Origin of the sequence: Achromobacter seleniivolatilans, from assembly GCF_030864005.1 — a bacterium.
Taxonomy (GTDB): domain Bacteria; phylum Pseudomonadota; class Gammaproteobacteria; order Burkholderiales; family Burkholderiaceae_B; genus Achromobacter; species Achromobacter seleniivolatilans.
The window spans coordinates 4,012,166-4,032,749 of record NZ_CP132976.1; the positions used below are offsets into that span (position 1 = coordinate 4,012,166).

The 20,584-nt window shown below is 61.8% G+C and carries 16 protein-coding genes and 1 other RNA gene; 2 read left to right on the forward strand and 15 right to left on the reverse strand.

Annotated features, from left to right (window positions below):
• Positions 1–3 precede the first annotated feature (3 nt).
• The 12 genes from RAS12_RS18065 to rnpB form a co-directional block, all read right to left on the reverse strand.
• The gene (locus RAS12_RS18065) at positions 4–954 is read right to left on the reverse strand and encodes a D-alanine--D-alanine ligase (RefSeq protein WP_306937774.1); all 951 of its coding nucleotides are present in this window, start codon (positions 952–954) and stop codon (positions 4–6) included.
• Positions 951–2,357, reverse strand: a complete 1,407-nt coding sequence (gene murC / locus RAS12_RS18070; RefSeq protein WP_306937776.1) for a UDP-N-acetylmuramate--L-alanine ligase — start codon at positions 2,355–2,357, stop codon at positions 951–953. Before murC ends, RAS12_RS18065 begins: the two co-directional genes overlap by 4 nt.
• Positions 2,354–3,430, reverse strand: a complete 1,077-nt coding sequence (murG, locus tag RAS12_RS18075; RefSeq protein ID WP_306937777.1) for an undecaprenyldiphospho-muramoylpentapeptide beta-N-acetylglucosaminyltransferase — start codon at positions 3,428–3,430, stop codon at positions 2,354–2,356. The genes murC and murG overlap by 4 nt, the downstream gene beginning before the upstream one ends.
• On the reverse strand, positions 3,427–4,620 hold the full coding sequence (gene ftsW / locus RAS12_RS18080; RefSeq protein ID WP_306937779.1) for a putative lipid II flippase FtsW: 1,194 nt from the start codon (positions 4,618–4,620) through the stop codon (positions 3,427–3,429). Before ftsW ends, murG begins: the two co-directional genes overlap by 4 nt.
• Positions 4,617–6,149, reverse strand: a complete 1,533-nt coding sequence (murD, locus tag RAS12_RS18085; protein WP_306937781.1) for a UDP-N-acetylmuramoyl-L-alanine--D-glutamate ligase — start codon at positions 6,147–6,149, stop codon at positions 4,617–4,619. Before murD ends, ftsW begins: the two co-directional genes overlap by 4 nt.
• A complete protein-coding gene (mraY, locus tag RAS12_RS18090) occupies positions 6,146–7,315 on the reverse strand; it encodes a phospho-N-acetylmuramoyl-pentapeptide-transferase (RefSeq protein WP_306937783.1) in 1,170 nt (389 codons plus the stop codon). The genes murD and mraY overlap by 4 nt, the downstream gene beginning before the upstream one ends.
• Positions 7,305–10,163, reverse strand: a complete 2,859-nt coding sequence (murF, locus tag RAS12_RS18095) for a bifunctional UDP-N-acetylmuramoyl-L-alanyl-D-glutamate--2,6-diaminopimelate ligase MurE/UDP-N-acetylmuramoyl-tripeptide--D-alanyl-D-alanine ligase MurF (RefSeq protein ID WP_306937784.1) — start codon at positions 10,161–10,163, stop codon at positions 7,305–7,307. The genes mraY and murF overlap by 11 nt, the downstream gene beginning before the upstream one ends.
• The gene (locus tag RAS12_RS18100; protein ID WP_306937785.1) at positions 10,160–11,890 is read right to left on the reverse strand and encodes a peptidoglycan D,D-transpeptidase FtsI family protein; all 1,731 of its coding nucleotides are present in this window, start codon (positions 11,888–11,890) and stop codon (positions 10,160–10,162) included. Before RAS12_RS18100 ends, murF begins: the two co-directional genes overlap by 4 nt.
• Entirely contained in the window at positions 11,887–12,177 is a 291-nt protein-coding gene (gene ftsL, locus RAS12_RS18105) for a cell division protein FtsL (protein WP_306937787.1), read from the reverse strand. The genes RAS12_RS18100 and ftsL overlap by 4 nt, the downstream gene beginning before the upstream one ends.
• A complete protein-coding gene (rsmH, locus tag RAS12_RS18110) occupies positions 12,177–13,274 on the reverse strand; it encodes a 16S rRNA (cytosine(1402)-N(4))-methyltransferase RsmH (RefSeq protein WP_306937789.1) in 1,098 nt (365 codons plus the stop codon). Before rsmH ends, ftsL begins: the two co-directional genes overlap by 1 nt.
• Positions 13,275–13,281: 7 nt before the next feature.
• Complete coding sequence (mraZ, locus tag RAS12_RS18115; RefSeq protein ID WP_057287234.1) at positions 13,282–13,710, reverse strand: division/cell wall cluster transcriptional repressor MraZ; 429 nt, start codon at positions 13,708–13,710, stop codon at positions 13,282–13,284.
• Positions 13,711–14,052: 342 nt separating this feature from the next.
• Positions 14,053–14,457, reverse strand: an RNA gene (gene rnpB / locus RAS12_RS18120) — RNase P RNA component class A.
• Positions 14,458–14,590: 133 nt separating this feature from the next.
• Between rnpB and RAS12_RS18125 the strand changes: the two genes are divergently transcribed.
• Positions 14,591–16,417: an ATP-binding cassette domain-containing protein gene (locus RAS12_RS18125; protein WP_306951505.1), complete on the forward strand. Its 1,827-nt coding sequence runs from the start codon at positions 14,591–14,593 to the stop codon at positions 16,415–16,417.
• A 114-nt stretch (positions 16,418–16,531) separates the two neighbouring features.
• On the opposite strand, the gene pyrC is transcribed toward RAS12_RS18125, so the two are convergent.
• The gene (pyrC, locus tag RAS12_RS18130) at positions 16,532–17,596 is read right to left on the reverse strand and encodes a dihydroorotase (RefSeq protein WP_306937792.1); all 1,065 of its coding nucleotides are present in this window, start codon (positions 17,594–17,596) and stop codon (positions 16,532–16,534) included.
• Positions 17,597–17,602: 6 nt separating this feature from the next.
• Entirely contained in the window at positions 17,603–18,796 is a 1,194-nt protein-coding gene (locus RAS12_RS18135; RefSeq protein ID WP_306937794.1) for a M20 aminoacylase family protein, read from the reverse strand.
• A 147-nt stretch (positions 18,797–18,943) separates the two neighbouring features.
• Between RAS12_RS18135 and RAS12_RS18140 the strand changes: the two genes are divergently transcribed.
• Positions 18,944–19,222, forward strand: coding sequence for an SWIB/MDM2 domain-containing protein (locus RAS12_RS18140; protein ID WP_306937797.1), 279 nt, complete (start codon positions 18,944–18,946; stop codon positions 19,220–19,222).
• Positions 19,223–20,072: 850 nt separating this feature from the next.
• On the opposite strand, the gene RAS12_RS18145 is transcribed toward RAS12_RS18140, so the two are convergent.
• Complete coding sequence (locus RAS12_RS18145) at positions 20,073–20,438, reverse strand: DUF4870 family protein (protein ID WP_306937799.1); 366 nt, start codon at positions 20,436–20,438, stop codon at positions 20,073–20,075.
• Positions 20,439–20,584 lie beyond the last annotated feature (146 nt).

The window sequence follows — 20,584 nt, forward strand, 5'->3', positions numbered from 1 at the left end:
AGGTCAAGCGTTACGAGCCGGGCTGCGCACTTTGCACGCCGCTTCGGACAGAATTGCCACGCACAACTCGGCGTAGCTGATGCCAACCGCTCGCGCGGCCATGGGCACCAGGGAATGGCTGGTCATGCCAGGCGAGGTATTCATTTCAAGCAGCCACGGACGGTTGTCGCGATCCAGGATAAAGTCGGCGCGGCCCCAGCCTTCGCAGCCCAATACCTGGTATGCCTTGACGGCAATATCGGAAACCTCGTCAGCCACTTCAGGCGGCAACGTGGCCGGGCAAAAATACTGAGTGTCGTCCGAGAAGTACTTATGTTCGTAGTCGTAGTTGCCGCCAGGCGCGGCGATCTCGATCACGGGCAAGGCGCGCGCTGACTTGCCTGCGCCAAGCACCGCTACGGTCAACTCGCGGCCAGTAATGAACTGCTCGGCCAGCACGTCGCTGTCAAAGCGCGCCGCAGCCGCGTAGGCTTCCTTCATGTCGGAATAGCCCATCACCTTGGTGATGCCCATGGTCGAGCCTTCATGCGGCGGCTTGATGATCAAGGGCAGACTCAGGCGATCCGGCACCAGACGCAATTCCGTGTCGGCATCCAGCACTTCAAAATCAGGCGTCGGCAGTCCATGCTGCAACCACACGCGCTTGGTCATGGTCTTGTCCATGGCCAGCGCAGACGCCAGCGGGCCGCTACCGGTATAGGGAATGCCCAGCAGTTCCAGGGCGCCCTGGATCGTGCCGTCTTCGCCATAGCGGCCGTGCAAGGCGATGAACACGCGGTCAAAACCTTCACCCGCCAGTTCAGACAGGCTGCGTTCACCGGTGTCGAACAGGTGTGCATCCACGCCAGCGCTCAACAGTGCCTGCTGCACGCCCGTGCCCGACATCAGGGACACTTCGCGTTCTGCGGAACGGCCGCCGTACAACACACCCACTTTGCCGAATTGCGTGCTCATGCCAGCTCTCCTACTTGGCCAGGGACTTTGCTGATCGACCCAGCGCCCATCACAATCACGACGTCGCCGTCACGCACAAAATCCACCATCGTTTGCGCCAGGTCCGCCACGTCTTCGACGAACACGGGTTCGACCTTACCGGCCACCCGCAGCGCGCGCGACAAGGCACGGCCATCAGCGGCAACCAGCGGCGGCTCGCCCGCGGCATAGACCTCGGTCAGCAGCACGGCATCGGCCGTGCCCAGCACACGAACAAAATCTTCAAAGCAATCACGCGTCCGCGTGTAGCGGTGCGGCTGGAATGCCAGCACGATGCGGCGGTCGGGCCAAGCCCCACGCGCGGCGGCCAACGTGGCGGCCATTTCCACCGGATGATGGCCGTAGTCGTCGATCACGGTAAACGTGCCGCCGCCATGATTGGCCGGAACGGCGAATTCACCCGTCTGCGTGAAACGCCGGCCCACGCCCTTGAACGAGGACAACGCCTCGCAAATGGCGGCATCCGGCACACCCAGCTCGGTCGCCACGGCAATCGCGGCCAGCGCGTTGCGCACGTTATGCAGGCCCGGCAAATTCAGTTCGACCTGCAGCGGCGGCAACAGCGTATCGCGGTGCGTGCGCTGCACGTTAAAGCGCATGCGCGTGCCTTCCGGCTGCACTTCATAGGCGCGCACTTGAGCGTCTTCGTTCAGGCCGTAGGTCGTGATCGGCCGCGACACGAACGGCATGATCTCGCGCACATTGGCGTCGTCCGAGCACAGCACTGCGCTGCCATAGAACGGCAGGCGCTGCGTAAACTCGATAAACGCGCTTTTCAAGCGCGCCACATCATGGCCGTAGGTATCCATGTGATCGGCATCGATGTTCGTCACGATGGCCATCACCGGCAGCAGATTCAGGAACGACGCGTCGGACTCATCGGCCTCGACCACGATGTAGTCGCCCTGCCCCAGGCGCGCGTTGGCGCCTGCGGAATTCAAGCGGCCGCCAATCACGAAAGTCGGATCGAGGTCACCGGCAGCCAATACGCTGGCCACCAAGCTCGTGGTCGTCGTCTTGCCGTGCGTGCCGGCCACGGCGATGCCGCGCTTCAGACGCATCAGCTCAGCCAGCATGATGGCGCGCGGCACCACCGGAATGCGCGCGGCGCGAGCCGCAATCACTTCCGGGTTGTCGCCTGCCACTGCGGTAGACGTCACGATGGCGCCCGCGCCCGTCACATTGCTGCCGTGGTGGCCAATCGCGATCTTCACGCCCAGGCTCGCCAAACGGCGCGTCACGGCCGACTCGCTCAAGTCGGAGCCGCTGATCGTGTAGCCCAGATTGAGCAGCACTTCGGCAATGCCGCTCATGCCAGAGCCGCCTATGCCTACGAAATGGATATGTTGAATTCTGTGTTTCATGATGAACGCCCCGCTGCTTGTTCACAGACGTCGGCGATATGAGCCGCGGCTTCGGGACGCGCATGCGCGCGGGCCCGAACGGCCACGGCTTCCAGTTCTTGTCGGGAGCGCTGGGCAAGCCAGTCCGCCAGCCACTCGGGCGTCATGGCGTTCTGCGGCTGCAACCAAGCGGCCTGCGCGTCGCTCAAAAAGCGCGCGTTGGCGGTCTGATGATCATCGATGGCATGCGGGAACGGCACGAACAGCGCTGCAACCCCTGCAGCCGCCACTTCGGACACCGTCATGGCTCCGGCGCGGCAGATCAGCAGATCGGCGTCACCCATGGCGCCCGCCATGTCATCAATGAATGCGCGGCAGTCGGCCTGCACGCCCGCTTGAGCGTAGGCCTGCTGCAACGCGGGCAAATGTTGTTCGCCGGCCTGATGGATGACCATCGGACGGCTTTCTTGCGGCAGGCGGGCCAGCGCCTGCGGCACGGTCGTGTTCAATGCCTGGGCGCCCAGGCTGCCGCCCACGATCAGCACGCGCAATGCGCCGGTGCGCCCGGCATAACGGGCCGCCGGATCGGGCAACGCGCACAGGTCGGCCCGCACCGGGTTACCCATCGCTTCGCCCTTGGGCAACACGCCGGGAAAACCGCTCAAGACGCGGCGCGACATCTTGGCCAGGCACTTGTTCGCGGTGCCGGCCACGGCGTTCTGTTCGTGCACGATCAGCGGAGTGCCCCGCAGCGCGGCAATCACACCGCCCGGGAAGGCAACATATCCACCCATGCCCAGCACCACGTCGGGGCGGACTTCGGACAAACGCGACCAGGCTTGTGCAAAAGCACGCAGCAACAGGAACGGCAGCTTGAGCAACGCCGAAGCGCCCTTGCCGCGCACGCCCTGAAAGCGCAACGGTACAAGCGTGATACCGCGCGGCGGCACAAGCTTGCCTTCCATCTTGTCGGGGTTGCCCAGCCACAGCACACGCCAGCCGCGTTCGCGCAGCACATCGGCCACAGCCAAGCCAGGCATGATGTGGCCGCCGGTGCCGCCGGCCATGATCAAGATGGTGCGGGTCGCGGTCATACCCGCCCCCCACGCATCATGACGCGGTTTTCCACGTCAACCCGAATCAGCATCGCCAGGGCGCACAGGTTCATCACCACCCCCGATCCGCCATAGCTCATCAGCGGCAGGGTCAAACCCTTGGTCGGCAACAAACCCAGGCAAACGCCCATATTGATGAAGGACTGAACGCCAAACCACATTGCCACGCCATGCGCCACCAGTCCCGCAAAGGTGCGTTCCATGGCGATGGCTTGGCGGCCGATATCAAAACCGCGATAGACGATGATGGCGAACAAGGTGATCACCAGCATCACGCCGGCAAAGCCCAGCTCTTCTCCCACCACGGCCATCAGGAAGTCCGTATGCGCTTCGGGCAGGTAGTGCAACTTTTCGACACTTGCGCCCAAGCCCACGCCCAGCCATTCGCCGCGCCCCAGCGCAATCAGCGAGTGCGACAACTGATAGGCGCTGCCGTATGCGTTGTCTTCGTTCCAGGGGTCCAGATAGGCGAACAGGCGCGCACGGCGCCATGGCGACAGCCAGATCAGCATCAGGAACGTACCCACCAGCACCGCCAACAGGCTGCTGAAGTATTTACCGTTGATGCCGCCCAGAAACAAGATGCCGATCGCAATGGCCACGATCACCATGAAGGCGCCCAGGTCAGGCTCCAGCAACAGCAGCATGCCCACGCCCGCCAGCGCAAAAGCCATCGGCAAAAAGCCGCGCGCAAACGCCTGCATATGTTCCTGCTTGCGCACCGTGTAATCGGCGGCATAGAGCAGCGCGGCAAGCTTCATCAATTCAGACGGCTGGAAGTTCAGCGGTCCCAGGGGAATCCAGCGGTGCGCGCCATTGACTTCGCGGCCGATGCCAGGAATCAGCACGGCAACCAGCAATGCGATGGCGACCACAAACATAGGCACCGCCAGGCGCTGCCAGACACGGATCGGAATCGCCAGCACGATAGCGGCAGCAAGCAGCCCCGCACTGACGAACAGGCCGTGACGAATCACAAAGTAATAGCGTCCGTAAGACGCATAGCGCGGGCCATCGGCCAGCGCGATCGATGCCGAATACACCATCAGCAGGCCAAGCAGCAGCAACGTCGATGCCGCGATAACCAGCGGCAGGTCGAAATTGCGCATGCGCGTACGGCCGGGCCGTACGGCGTTGACGCTGGCGGTGAGGTCGGCGATCAGGCTCATGCCACCTCTCCACGGTCGCGCGCCAGATCCTCGACCTCTTCCACGAACACTTGCCCGCGATGCGGGTAATTGCGGAACATATCGAAACTGGCGCAAGCGGGCGACAGCAACACGGCATCGCCGGGCTGCGCCAGCTCGGCCGCGCCTCGCACAGCGGCATGCAGGGAATCGGCGGCAACGCAATTGACGCCTGTAGACGCCAGCACGCGGCCAATCTCAGGGCCGTCCACCCCAATCAGCATCACGGCGCGCGCATGGCGCGACACCACAGGAATCAGCGGGGAAAAGTCCTGGCCCTTGCCTTCACCGCCCGCGATCAACACCACCGGCTGACCCAGGCCTTCCAGGGCAGCCACGGTGGCGCCCACGTTCGTGCCTTTGCTGTCGTTGATGTAGTCCACGCCGCCAATCTGGCGCACAAACGCCGCGCGATGCGGTTCGCCGGCGTAATCGCGCAAGGCGCGCAACATGGCGCCCCAGCCCAAGTCCAGGCAACGGGCCAGTTGCAAGGCAGCCAGCGCATTCAAGGCATTGTGTATGCCGCGAATGCGTAAAGCATCCACCGGCATCAGGCGGCTCATGCGTCCATTGGCGCGAACGGGTTCCGGCGCATCCTTCTTGCGGCGCACAGGGGCCGGCGGTTCATAAAAATCGCTAGGTTCGGATGCGACCAGCCAGGCCACGCCCTGCCCCAATTCCAGGCCCATGTCGCCAACCAATTCGGGCATGTCGCGGCCAAAGGTGCGCACATTCAGCGCGTTCACCGCCGGCACCATGTCCAGCGTGTACGCATCGTCGCGATTCACGATCGCGATGCGCGCCATCTTCAGCAGTCGCGCCTTGGCCTGCACATAGGCATCCATGCTGCCATGCCAGTCCAGATGGTCTTGCGAAACATTCAGCACTACGGCCGCGTCCGCCATCAGCGAATGCGTCGTTTCCAACTGGAAGCTGGACAGTTCCAACACCCAAACCTGCGGCAACGCGTCGCCGTCCAGAGCATCCATCAGCGCGGTCAACGCGGCGGGGCTGATATTTCCGGCCGCCACAACCGACAAGCCGCTTGCGTCAATCAGCTCGCGCGTCAGAGCCGTCACGGTGGTCTTGCCGTTGGTTCCGGTCACGGCAAGCAGGCGCGGACGGTACTCGCGCGTTTCAGCCAGATCGGCCAGCGCGCGTGCAAACAATTCGATTTCGCCCACAACCTCAATGCCGCGGGCTTCAGCCTCGCGCAGCAGGTCGGCAGCAGGCGCCTGAGTCGGAATCAGGCCAGGACTCAGCACCACCTGATTCACGCCATCCAGCAGCGCCACGTCAAAAGACGCGTCGCAACCCAAGCGGTATTCCACTTCGTTTTGCGCCAACGCACTGCGCAACGCTTCTAGCCCTCCCGGCGCCACGCGCGTATCGGCCACACGCAAGCGGGCGCCCAGGCGGGCGCTCCAGCGAGCGGCGGCGACACCCGTCTCGCCCAATCCAAGGATCAGGACAAGCGGCGCGTCAGCGTGAGAGGTTTCCATCGTGTTCATCGCAACTTCAGAGTAGAGAGGCCGATCAGCACCAGCATCATGCTGATAATCCAGAAACGCACGACCACTTGGGTTTCTTTCCAGCCACCCACTTCAAAGTGATGATGCAACGGCGCCATGCGGAATATGCGTCTACCTGTTCCATAACGTCGCTTCGTGTACTTGAACCAGGTCACCTGAATCATCACGGACAGCGTTTCAACCACGAACACGCCGCCCATGATGAACAGCACGATTTCCTGGCGCACGATGACGGCAATGGTGCCCAGCGCGCCACCAAGAGCCAGGGCTCCGACGTCGCCCATGAACACTTGCGCCGGATACGCGTTGAACCATAAAAACGCCAGCCCCGCGCCCCCGATCGCCGCGCATAACACCATCAGCTCGGATGCACCGGGGATATACGGGAACAGCAAGTACTTTGAATAGTCGACTCGGCCCACCACGTAGGCAAAGATGCCCAGCGCGCTGCCCACCATTACCGTAGGCATGATGGCCAGGCCATCCAGGCCATCTGTCAGGTTCACCGCATTGCTGGTGCCCACGATCACGGCCCACGTCAACGCCACGAAACCCAGCACGCCCAAGGGATAACTCACCGTCTTGAAGAACGGCACGATCAAGTCGGCACGCGTCGGCAATGGCATCGTGAAGCCGCTACCGACCCACGCCTTGAACAAGGGCCACAATTCGGTGTTGGCGGGCGCGGAAACCGCGAATGCCAGATACACCGCAGCCACGATGCCGATCGTGGCTTGCCAGAAGAATTTTTGGCGGGCGGGCATGCCTTCGGGGTCGCGGTGAACAACTTTGCGGTAGTCGTCCATCCAGCCGATCCAGCCGAAGCCAAAGGTCACCAGCAGCACCACCCACACAAAGCGGTTGGTCCAATCCGCCCACAGCAAAGTGCTGATGGCGATCGAAATCAGGATCAGCACGCCGCCCATGGTCGGGGTGCCGTTCTTGACCAGATGCGTTTCCGGACCATAGGCGCGCACGGCCTGGCCGATCTTCATCTCGGTCAATTTACGAATCACACGCGGACCGGCAACCAGGCCGATCAGCAACGCCGTCGCGCACGCCAGCACGGCGCGCAAAGTGATGTACTCGAACACGCCCAACGCGCGCACGTCATCGGAAAGCAGACGGGCGATTTCAAGCAGCATGGTGCTCTCCCTGCCCTGTGGCTGCCGACCCTTCATTCGAAGTAAAAACCTTCACTACCCGCTCCATGCGCATAAAGCGCGATCCCTTTATCAATACGCAGGACGGGCGCAAGCCGCGCAAGGCGGCAACCACTTCGTCTACCGATGCGCAGGCGTGCGCGCCATCGCCGTATGCGGCCGCGGCCGCCCGGCTGGCTTCGCCTAGCGTGATGAGCGCGTCGAGCCCTTGCTCACGCGCGTAATTGCCCGCCTCGGCATGCAAGGCAGGACCGTTGTCCCCAATTTCACCCATGTCGCCCAACACCAGGACACGCTTGCCGGCAATGCGCGCAAGCACGTCAATGGCCACACGAACCGAATCGGGATTGGCATTGTAGGTGTCATCAATGAGCAACGTTCCGTCACTCAATTGTTTGTGCTGCATGCGGCCCGCAACGGGCACAAAGCCCGCCAACGCCCGCACCGCGCTATCCAGCGGCGCGCCTGCGGCGATGGCGCTGGCAATGGCTGCCAATGCGTTGCGCAGGTTATGCAAGCCAGGCACTGGGAGCGCCAGATCGGCGGAGCCAACAGGCGTGACCACACGGCAGCGCGTTGCGTCCACGCCAGCGTGAATCTGTTCCGCATACACATCCAGACCCGGCTGCAAACCAAAACGCAGGACGCGGCGCGGTTCAGCCAACGAATCCCAGATGGCCGAATACGGTTCGTCGCCCGGATAGACGGCAATACCGTCGTCGGGCAAGGCGCTGATCGCGGCACCGTTCTCGTAAGCCACCGCTTCCACGGTGTGCATGAATTCCTGATGTTCGCGTTGCGCGTTGGTCACCAACGTGACCGTCGGCGCAGACATCGCCGCCAACTGCGCGATTTCGCCGGGGTGGTTCATCCCCAGTTCAAACACCGCAGCGCGATGATCCGGGCGCAAACGCAGCAGCGTCAGCGGCACGCCGATATCGTTATTCAAATTTCCGGCAGTAGCCAGACGGGCCGCCTCGCCCTTCCAGTCGGCCAGCATGGCCGAGATCATTTCTTTGGTCGTCGTCTTGCCGTTGCTGCCCGTCACCGCCACCACGGGCAGTGTGAACCGGGCTCGCCAGGCGGCGCCGATACGCATCAGCGCAACGCGGGTATCACCCAGCACCAACTGCGGCAAGCGCGAATCGGATACAGCATGTGCGACGATCGCCGCGCAAGCGCCGCGCCCTTCAGCCTGATCCAAATAGTTGTGCGCATCGAAGTTTTCTCCGACCAGCGCCACAAACAGTTCACCAGCTTCAATACGGCGGGTATCGGTCGACACGCCTTTGACTTGCGGAAGCAGCAGCGCCAGCCGTGCCCACTCCCGGTCGTCAAAGGGCAGCTTTTCGCCCCCGATATCCTGATAGGTCTCGTGCCCCTTACCGGCCAGCAGCACCACGTCTTCAGGCAAGGCGGACCAGATGGTCTGCATGATGGCGCGTGCGCGATCAACCTGAACATCGGCATGCGCCGATTGCGGAATGCCGGTCAGAATCTGTTCAACAATGGACTCAGGCGATTCGGTGCGCGGATTGTCGCTGGACACCACCACATGATCAGCCAGTTCTGCGGCAATGCGGCCCATTTCCGGGCGTTTGCCCGGATCGCGCTCACCGCCACAACCAAACAGGCAAATCAGCCGGCCCGAACGCGCAACCGCCACCGCACGCAGCGCGGCCAGTGCTCGAGACAGCGCATCCGGCGTGTGCGCGTAATCCACCACGACCAAGGGGCCGCGCCCGGAACTGGCCTGCGTGGTAACCGCCACCGATTCCACGGTTTGCAGACGGCCATCCACCGGATCGGTCGCGGCCAGTTCACGTGCTATCTGCGCAAACGGCAGACCCAGCTTGTACAACACGCCCGCAACCAGCAGCAGGTTCGATACATTGTGCGCGCCCAGAAGGCGCGTCACGATCTGGGCCTCGCCATGCGGCGAAACCAAGGTGAAGATCTGGCCTTGCGACGTAGCCTGCAAATCCCGCGCACGCATGGCGGCAGGGATTTCAGGCGAGGCGCTCAGGCTGTAGCCCATCGCGCTCATGTTTGCAGGCATGGAAGCGATCAGACGGCGTCCGGCTTCATCATCGGCATTGACGACCGCTGCCGTCAGACCCGGCCAGCGGAACAAGCGCGCCTTGGCAGCTTCGTAGCGTTCCATCGTGCCGTGGTAATCAAGATGGTCACGCGTCAGGTTGGTGAACGCAGCCAATGCAATGCGTACACCGTCCATGCGGCCTTGCTCGATACCAATCGACGACGCTTCCATGGCGACAGCACGCGCCCCGGCGTCACGCATCGCGGCCAGCGTGCGATGCACGGTCAGCACATCCGGCGTCGTCAGGTCGCCGCCCAGCGTCTGCCCATCGGGCAACACGGCGCCCAAGGTGCCGATGGTTCCGCAAGGCTTGTCATTGCGGCTCAGTGCGTGGGCAATCCACTGCACCGAGGAGGTCTTGCCGTTCGTGCCCGTCACTGCCACCACTGCCAGCGCGGCGGACGGCTTGCCGTACCACGTGTCGGCCAGCTCGCCCAACAGAGCGCGCAAACCGGTTACCGGCAACATCGGCGTATCGCCCGCTGCGGCCACAAGGGCCTCATCGGCGGGGGCTTCAAACAGCACCGCGCTGGCGCCCAGCGCCAACGCCTTATCTATATAGAGACGTCCATCGCTGGATAGACCCGGGCACGCGACGAACACATCGCCCGGCTCGATATCGCGAGAGTCCAGCTTGAGGTGCGCCGTCAACGAGACGCGCGCATGCAACCACGCCACGGTGTCTTCAACCGTGGCGGCGGGAGGAGAGAGGAAGCCTTTGGCGCTCATCTGCCTGGCTCCTTGAGACCAGCAACAATCGTGGATTCAAAAGGCGCGTCCGGACGCACCCCCATCAGCCTCAAGCTCCCTCCCACGATATGAGAGAACACGGGCGCGGCGATCGCGCCGCCGTAATAACCGCCAACTGTCGGTTCGTCGATGGACACAGCCACGACGATCTTCGGGTCCGACACCGGCGCGAAGCCCACGTATGAGCTCCGGTAACGCTGCATGCTGTACTTGCCGTCAACGATCTTGCGCGCCGTACCGCTCTTGCCCGCCACGCGGTAGCCCTGCACCTGAGCAGCCTTCGTGCCTTCGGGGCCCGCGGCGGCTTCAAGCATTGCGCGCACCATGGCGGTCGTCTTGGGCGTGTAGATCTTGACGCTCGTCGGGTCGCTGTCGCGCTTCACCAGCGTCAGCGAAACCATGTCGCCATTGCGGGCGAACACCGTGTAGGCGCGCGCCACTTGCAGCAGTGACACCGACAGGCCATAGCCGTAAGCCATGGTCGCCTTTTCGATCAGGCGCCAGCGATCCCATGGACGCAACCGCCCCGGAGCCGCACCGGGAAATCCCACCTGCGGCGCTTGACCCAACCCCAATTCCGTAAAGCGATCCCACATTTCGCGGGAATCCAGCTTCTCCGAAATCATGGTCATGCCGATATTGCTTGATTTGCGCAGCACGCCAGCCACGTCCAGCGTGCCGTTGCGGCTCACATCGCTGATCGTGCTGCCTTGATAGTTGAAGCGGCCATTGCCCGTTTCGAACAGAGTCGTTGTGGTGATGCGGCCCAGATCCAGCGCCAGCGCGGCGGTAAAGGGCTTCATGATCGAGCCGGGCTCGAACGTATCGGTGATCGCCTGATTGCGCAGCTTTGATCCGTGAAAGCTCTCGCGCTTGTTCGGGTCAAAGGTGGGCACATTTGCCAGCGCCAGGATTTCGCCAGTCTGCACGTCCACGACTACGGCGGTTGCGCCCTTGGCCTGATGCTTGTCCATGGCGTCCTTCAATTCCTTGAACACCAGGTACTGCAAACGAGTGTCGATGGACAGGCGCAGATCGCGGCCATCGACTGGCAGGGTCACGGCCTGCACGTCTTCAATCACGCGGCCCAGCCGGTCCTTGATGACACGGCGGCTGCCCGGACGGCCTTGCAACTGTTGATTGAAGGTCAGCTCAACGCCTTCCTGGCCCTGATCTTCTACGCTGTTAAAGCCCACCACGTGAGCCATCACATCGCCGTCAGGGTAATAGCGCCGCGTCTCAGGCTGCTGATGCACGCCGGGCAGGCCCAACAGCTTGATCTTGTCGGCCACATCCATCGAGACCTGGCGCTTCAGGTACACAAAATTCTTGTCTTCATCGACCAGGCGATGACGCAGGTCGGCAATCGGCGTTTCCAGCAGTTTGGCCAACGCATCCAACTGCGCAGGCGTCGATTGCTTGGCATCTTCGGGAATCGCCCAGATCGCGCGCGCCGGCACACTCGATGCCAGCACAGCGCCGTTACGGTCCGTGATCTTGCCTCGTGTGGCAGCTAGCGTCAGCGTGCGTTCGTAGCGTCGCTCGCCCTGCTGCTGCAGGAACTCCGTCGACAACCCTTGCAGGAACAGCGCGCGGCCGGCCAGCACGGTGAATCCGCCAAACAGCAGAATCAACACAAGGCGCGCGCGCCAGTTGGGCAACTGTCCGCGCAACACGGGATTGTCGAAGAAGGGAACGCGTTTCATTGCGCGCCTCCGGTAGCGGAGACAGGCGCCTGATTCAGATACAGCGTGCGATCCGGGACGATCGAAATCATCTTCAGACCATCACGAGCAATGGCGTCCACCCGCGCATTGCGGGCGAGTTCGGCGCGGTCAAGCTGCAACCGCCGCCAATTGGTTTCCAGGTCGCGCGCCTGGGCCTGATCGCGTCCCAACTCTACAAAGAGCTGGCGCGACTGATACCGGCTGGTGACCAGAGAAATGGCCGACAGCATCAGTAAAGCCGCAACGATCAGGTTGACGCGACCCATTACCGGCGCCCCCCCTTGCCACCGCGGCGAGGCGGCGGTGCCAGGTCGCTGCCGGGCAGCGAGCCGATCTTCACAAACGCAAAGCCGCCCTCGGCGGGCAGCGGCGTTTCAGTGCGTTCGGCAACGCGCAAGACGGCGGATCGGGCGCGGGCATTGGCCGAGACTTCTTCGTCTTCGGCCAGAATGCGTCCCAGGGAACGCAGGATGGGTTGGGGCATTTCGCTTTCGCGCAGCGGCAAGCGTGCATGCGCAGCAGCCGGCCGAGCCGCCGCCACGATGCACTGCTTGACCATGCGGTCTTCAAGCGAATGAAAGCTGATCACCGCCAACCTCCCTCCCGGGGCAAGCAGATCTAGAGCTGCCGCGAGGGTGCGCGCGAGCTCTTCGAGCTCCCGATTGATGTAAATCCGTAGAGCTTGAAAGGTGCGTGTGGCCGGATGTTGCCCCTTTTCGCGCGTGCGGACGGCGCTGGCGACGCACTCGGCAAGCTCGAGCGTGGTGCACAGCGGCCGTGTTGCGCGGCGAGCAGCAATCGCCTTTGCAACCTGAAAAGCAAACCGTTCTTCGCCATAATCCGCTATGACCTCCCGCATCTCATCCACACTGGCTTGCGCCAGCCATTCCGCCACCGTGGGACCACGTGTGGTGTCCATCCGCATATCGAGCGGGCCGTCTCTCATGAACGAGAAGCCGCGCTCTGCGTCATCAATCTGAGGCGACGAAACGCCCAGATCCAGCATCACGCCATCGACCTTGCCGATGCCGAGCTGCTCTAATTCTTCTGCCATGGTGGCAAAGCCCCCATGGACTACGGTGACCCTGGGGTCCGCTGCCGCCAACTCGCGGGCTACGGCGATCGCCTCGGGGTCTTTGTCGAACACCACCAGCCGGGCGTTTTTACCCAGGCGTCCAAGCAGTTCGCGACTGTGCCCGCCACGCCCAAAGGTGCCGTCGACGAAGACGCCGCTTTCTGACCGCGTAGCCGCAGCCGGCTCGGTCTGCATATGCGACCGTGTTGCACCCTTGCCGCCGAAGTCGGCCAGCAATAGCGCATCCACTGTCGGCTCCAGCAGAACGGGCCGATGTTCGAATTCCATAAATTTTTCAGAACGAAAACTGATTCAACACATCCGGCATACCCTTGGCCAAGTCCTCAGCCTCGCGGCTGGCCAGAGTAGCGGCGTCCCACAGCTCGAAGTGCGCGCCCAGACCGAGCAGCATCACATCGCGCGTCATACCGGAAGCGTTGCGCAGTTCAGGAGCGATCAGAACCCGGCCTGAGCCATCCAGTTCCACATCCTGAGCGTTACCCAGCAACAGCCGCTGCAATGCACGAGCCGTCATGGGAAAAGCCGCGATCTGCTCGCGCTTCTTTTCCCACTCCGGCCGCGGATACACCAGCAAGCAGCCGTCGGGGTGGCGGGTCAGGGTCAGCCGGCCATCGGCCTGCGACACCAGCGCGTCACGATGCCGGGTCGGAATCGAGATCCGTCCCTTGGCATCCAGCGTGAGCGCACTGCTTCCCTGAAACACCACTTTTACCCCACTTAATTGCACAATTTCCTACTATTTCCCACTCTACGGTATGGCACAGGGGCGGTCAAGCGCGTGGTTGCAATTTTTTCAATCACAACAAGGACTTAGATCAACATGTAAATTCGCAAAAAGAAAAACCCCCTAATAAATCAGGAGGTTGCAGCAGTATCTAAATGTCCTTCTTCAGAAGTCGCGGCTAACAATGGCTTTGCATTGTTTTACGAAGGGCCTTCTTGCGCCGGCTGGCAAGGCTTCGCGGCCCAACGCAGGCAAAAATGCTGCGGCCGATGCCCTGAAGGCCAGGCTTTCAGCCTGGCCAGCGATTTCGTGGGGAATTCAATGCAAGACGGGTCTATAGGCCGGATTCTGTACACCAGGTTTCCCTGGCGGACGATCATTCCTCTGCGCGGATCATTGCTGAGCCGCTCTAGCCATCTACCCGCATGCTTGGACGGAGCCGCCCTTCGCGACCCGAGGGCCGCACGCATGCCTATTTGATGTTGCTCCGGATAGAGGTTGCCGCGTTTCACCCTGCGATGCCGACGTTCGTTGCCGAACCCCGCGATACGGAGATAGCCGTATCTGTGCGTGCATGCACGCCCACCCCGCAGTCTCGTCTCTGTGGCCCTATTCCTCAGCCGCGCCCGAAGACGCAACCGGACGGCCGTTAGCCGTTATCCTGCCCTGTGGAGTCCGGACCTTCCTCGATGAATTTGCATTCACCGCGATCGCCCGACCCGCCTTGCGGTTCGTATTCTATTACAGGTCGCGGCTCCGTCCCCAGAAGCCCCCGAATCTGAGGTCCAAAAACGGGCTTCCGATGTTCCTGCGACAATACGACTTGATCCGCTTAGAAGCCGCAGACACTACCTACTACATGGCCATCGCAACTCTCATCACCCTGACCGACATCCAGCTGGCCTATGGCCACCACCCGCTGCTGGATCACGCCGACTTCGCCATTCAGGCTGGCGAGCGCATCGGCCTTATCGGCCGCAACGGCGCCGGCAAGTCCTCGTTGCTGCGACTGCTCGACGGCAGAACCCAACCCGACGATGGCGACATCGCCCGCACTTCAGGGCTGCGCGTCGCAACGGTCGAACAAGAACCCGAGCTGGACGAAAATGCCACCGTGTTCGATGTGGTCTGCAACATCGACGGCGACCACGAAGATTGGCAGCGCCCATCGCGAGTGCGCGCCGTCCTGGAAAAACTGGGTCTGCCCGCGGATGTGCAAATTGCCGGCTTGTCGGGCGGAACGCGCAAGCGCGTCGCGCTGGCGCGCGCGCTGGTCGAAGAACCGGACCTGTTGCTGCTGGATGAACCCACCAACCACCTGGACTTCGAAGGCATCGCCTGGCTGGAAGAGATGCTTCTCAGCTGGCGAGGCGCCGCGGTCATCATCACCCACGATCGCCGCTTTCTGGATGCCGTCACCACCCGCATCGTTGAACTCGACCGCGGCCGCTTGCTGAGCTTTCCCGGCAATTTCTCACAATGGCAAGAACGCAAAGCCCAATGGCTAGAGTCCGAGCGCTTGGAGCAGGCCCGCTTCGACAAGCTGCTGGCACAGGAAGAAGTCTGGATTCGCAAGGGCGTTGAAGCCCGCCGCACTCGCAACGAAGGCCGCGTCCGCCGCCTTGAAAGTTTGCGTGTGCAGCGTGCGGAACGCCGCGAACGCGTTGGCGACGTATCGCTGGCGCTGGCTGAAGGCCAACGCTCCGGCAAGCTCGTGGCCGAACTTGAGCACGTCGGCAAAACCTTCGGCGACAAGATTGTTGTGGACGATTACTCCACAACCATCTTGCGTGGCGACCGCATCGGCATCGTCGGCCCGAACGGCGCGGGCAAGACCACGCTGCTCAAACTGATCTTGGGCGAAATGCAGCCCGACACGGGCACTACGCGCCTTGGCACCAACGTCGCCGTCGCCTATTTCGACCAGATGCGCGCGCAGCTGGATGAAAACGCCACGCTCGTCGACATCATCAGCCCGGGCAGCGAATGGGTGGAAATCGGCGGCACGCGCAAACACGTCATGACCTATCTGGGCGACTTCCTGTTTTCCCCCGCCCGCGCCGGCTCCCCCGTACGCAGCCTATCCGGCGGCGAACGCGCCCGTCTGCTGCTGGCCCGCTTGTTCGCCCGCCCTGCCAACGTGCTCGTGCTGGACGAGCCCACCAACGACCTGGATATCGAAACGCTGGAGCTGCTTGAAGAGCTGCTGCAAGAGTATTCCGGCACCGTACTGCTCGTCAGCCACGACCGCGCCTTCCTGAACAACGTTGTCACGCAGACCATCGCCTATGAAGGCGATGGCCGCTGGCGCGATTACGTGGGCGGTTACGACGAATGGGTTGCCCAGCGCCCGGCGCGCTCCGCTCCTGCCGACGACACCGACAGCGCCCTCAAACCGGTCGACGAAAGCGCCGCGCGCGCCAAGGTTGCGAAGCCCAAGCCCGCCAAAGCCACCAAGATGCACGCGTGGGACTTGCGCGAACTTGAAGGGTTGCCAGACGCCATCGCCGCACTCGAAGCGCAACAGGCCGAACTTGCCGGCAAACTCGCGGACGGCAGCCTGTATCGCGATGCGCCTGCAGAAGTGGAACGCATCAACGCCGAATTAGCCAAGCTGGAAAGCGAGCTCGAAGAACGTTTTGCGCGCTGGGAATTGCTGGAAGCGCGCCGCGAAGGCACGCTGTGATGAGCCCTCTATATATATAGAGGGAGAGGGCATCAATCAAAACGGGGTGGATGGCAATAGCCGTCCACCCCGTTTTGTTTTATACGAACGGACCACAGCAGGTCCGCATAGGTATCAAGTGTGGGCGCGCCAGCCCAATGTTTCGCCTGCGGCCAACGGCACGAGCGTCGTATTGCCGAATTCCAGTTCTTCAGGCACCACGTACGTCTCGCGCGTCAGCGTCAACGTGCCTGTGTTGCGAGGCAGACCATAGAAATCCGGACCATGGAAGCTGGCGAATCCTTCCAGCTTGTCGAGCTTGCCAACCGCTTCGAACGCAGTGGCGTACAACTCCATGGCATGTAAGCCGGTGTAGCAACCTGCACAGCCGCAAGCGTGCTCTTTCAGGCCACGTGCGTGCGGGGCGCTGTCGGTGCCCAGGAAGAAACGCGGACTGCCGCTGGTGGCCGCCTCGACCAGCGCCAGGCGATGCACCTCACGCTTCAGAATCGGCAGGCAATACAAGTGCGGCCGCACGCCACCTTGGAAAATCGCGTTGCGGTTGTACAGCATGTGCTGCGGCGTGATCGTCGCTGCGATCGGCCCTTCGGCGTCGCGCACATACTCAGCGCCCTCTTTCGTCGTGATGTGTTCAAACACCACTTTCAAGTCTGGAAATGCACGACGCAACGGCTTCATCACGCGATCAACGAAAATGGCTTCCCGATCAAATACGTCAATCGCCGGGTCGGTCACTTCACCATGCACCAGCAGCGGCATGCCGCAGCGCTGCAGCGCCTCTAGCGCTGGCGAACATTTGCCCAGCAAATCCGTCACGCCCGCGTCGGAGTTCGTCGTCGCGCCTGCGGGATACAACTTCACGGCATGAACCTGACCCGACTCATGCGCACGGTAGATTTCTTCCGCAGGCGTGTTGTCCGTCAGATAGAGCGTCATCAATGGAGTGAAAGCAGCCGGGTTGCCGCCCGACTTGCGCAGCGCCTCCATGATCCGGCCGCGATAGGCCAGCGCTTGCTCGGTCGTGGTCACCGGCGGCTTCAAGTTGGGCATGATGATCGCGCGCGCAAACTGGCGGGCCGTATCACCGACCACGGCCTCTAGTGCCGCGCCATCGCGCAAGTGCAGGTGCCAGTCGTCGGGCCGGGTAATCGTAAGCTGAGTGGTATTTTGAGTAGACATGGTTTCTTAATCTGCCAGCGGCATACCGCGTTCGGCCAGCGCAGAGAACATCGCGCTGCCCAGCGGAATGACCGCATCGTTGAAATCAAAATGCGAGTTGTGCAGTACGCAGCCCGACTCGGCGCCGCCCTGCCCCAGACGGAAATACGCGCCGGGCTTGTTCTGCAACATGAATGAAAAATCTTCGGAACCCATGGACGGCACCAGATCGCGCACGACGTTTTCCTTGCCGATCATCTCCGTCGCAATATCGGCCACCAGGTTAGCGTGCTGCGGCGTGTTCAGGGTCGCGGGATAAATGCGCTCATAGATCAGTTCCGCAGTGCCGCCAAACGCGCTGGCAATCGCCGTGACCAATTCACGCATCCGGGTCTCGACCATCTCTTGAACTGACTTGCGGAACGTACGCACCGTGCCAACCATCTTGGCTTCCCGCGGAATCACGCTCATTGCACCAGGATGCCCGGCCTGCAACGACCCAATCGACACCACAGCCGAATCCAACGGATTCACGTTGCGCGACACGATGGTCTGCAACGCAGTGATGATCTGGCCGGCGATCATCACCGGATCAATCGTCTGATAAGGATGGGCGCCATGGCCGCCGCGGCCAGTGATCTGGATCTCGAAGCGGTCCGCCGCCGCCATCATCGGACCGGGATTGATGCCGATCGTACCTGGCCTCAAACCCGGCCAATTGTGCAACGCGTAGATGGCATCGCACGGAAACGTGTCGAAAAGGCCATCCTCAAGCATGGCACGCGCGCCGCCTCGGCCCTCTTCGGCCGGCTGGAAGATCAGCACAGCCGTACCGTCAAAGTTTCGCGTTTGCGCCAGGTACTTCGCGGCGCCGATCAAGACAGCAGTGTGACCGTCATGACCGCAGCCATGCATCAAACCCGGCTTGGTGGACTTATGGCCAAACTCGTTGTCTTCCGTCATAGGCAGCGCGTCCATGTCGGCACGCAGACCGATCATGCGGCCGCTGTCGCAGCGCTTGCCGCGGATGACACCAACCACGCCGGTCTTGCCGATGCCCCGGTGCACCTCGATCCCCAGCGCCTCCAAGGCGCCCGCGACGATTCCCGATGTTCGGACCTCCTCGAAGCCCAATTCAGGGTGTGCATGCAAATCGCGCCGCAGCGCGGTCAATTCGTCATGAAACAGTCGAATTGATTCCAAAGCAGATCGTGCGTACATAGGAGGTTACAGAATCGCGTGATAGAGGGATCAGTGTGTGCATTTTAGTTGCTACAGAGGATAAATGCCTTTGTCTTTACCAGAGAGACACGTTATGCTCCGGCCGCAGGACAATTTTTCCAACAGCCAGAGAAGGAGCGCCGCATTATGGCCACAACCTCCAAACCCGCGACCGCGCGCAAGCCGAACGCTGCATTCATGAAGCCCCTGACCCCCAGCGCCGACTTGGCCGCTGTCATCGGCTCGGAAGCCGTGCCGCGTACCGAGGTCACCAAGAAGATCTGGGAATACATCAAGAAGCACGACCTGCAAGATGCCAGCAACAGGCGCAATATCAACGCCGACGCCAAGCTGCGTCCGATCTTTGGCAAGGATCAAGTCACGATGTTCGAACTGACCAAACTGGTCAACGCACATCTGAAGTAAGCAGGCAAAGGGCGTACCCGGTACGTCCCTGTTGCTTAGATTGTCGCGACGCCCTGGCTCACAACCGGGCGAGCTAGCCTTACGTGCAAGCCCTATTCTCGGCGCGACAGCCGCCTCCACCTCCGGAGGACTTCGGCAAAATTCTCCACACCTGTACTACCTGATCGCTAAGCCTGGCGCGGCTTTCCGAGCATCCTGTCATGAAATTCGATGGCCTCTGAACGGTTATGCAACCCCACGGCTATCCGCGCTCGACCGCTGCACACGTTCTGCAATGCTTGAGTGAAAGCCGCAATTGGCAATCTCGCTTGCTGATCATCGAGCACCCTCAACGCGCATCAACGCGCCGCACTGTGCCTATTGATGGTGGATAGCAATACAGCCCCAAACCGTTGAACACAACACCGCTTAATCAGCCCAAATACACGTCGGTGCGCAGCGGTATTGCCCGTTGCCCCCACCCTAGCCTATGCCTCAAAAAGCGCCTGCCGATGCTTTCCAAGAACCTCATCTAGGTTCCTAATGAGGCGCTCGGTCTCTTGCGTCATGTAGGCCTAGCACTGCGCCATCCAGATCAAGCACTTACTGGCGGCAACTTCAGCAAGCCTGCGGACGTGCGCACAAGGTACAACCCAAGCGATCGGCAAGTCAGAGCCCAACTCCGACCTCGATCGTAGCCAACGCCGCGCCACAACGTTGCTCGCGGCTTTTGTGTCACACAAGGTGAGCTGGCCGGGCGCAACTAAGTCTTAGATTCCGCACACTCGACATCAGCTTCCGCACTGAATTTGCGCATGAAAAAGCCGGCATCGCTGCCGGCTTTTTCGTGCCTGGTGAAGACTCAGTCAGGTCAGGCGTAGGTGGTCGGTGCGCTGCCTTCCAGCAACGCCAGCCAACCCTTGATCAGGCGGTAAAGCACCCACACGACGGTGGCGATCAAACCCAGCCAACCAATGAAGATGTACAAGCCAATGCCGCTGATAGCCAGCCACAGCATGGCCCACCAGAATGTGCGCAGCATCCAATCAAAATGAGCCGCGTAAACCGTGCCGGCAGCATCCGAGCGCTTCAAATACATCAGCACCACTGCCGCCAAGGTCGCAATGCCCAGAATTCCACTCGTCAAAAAGCCCAAGGCAAACAAGCCGTAAGCCACGTGGGTCAACGTGCGCAGGTCTAATGTCGTACCGGGCACGGGGGTCTGGGGATCACTCACGATAACGCTCCAACGAATTGACTCGGTCAATCTTACCGCACAAAACCACGCTGCCCACGCTCGTTGTTATTTGTGCACATTCAACATTGGCGCGGCTTGCAGCCTGATTGGCGATGCTTCATGTTCGCAGCACACAGGCACTCTAG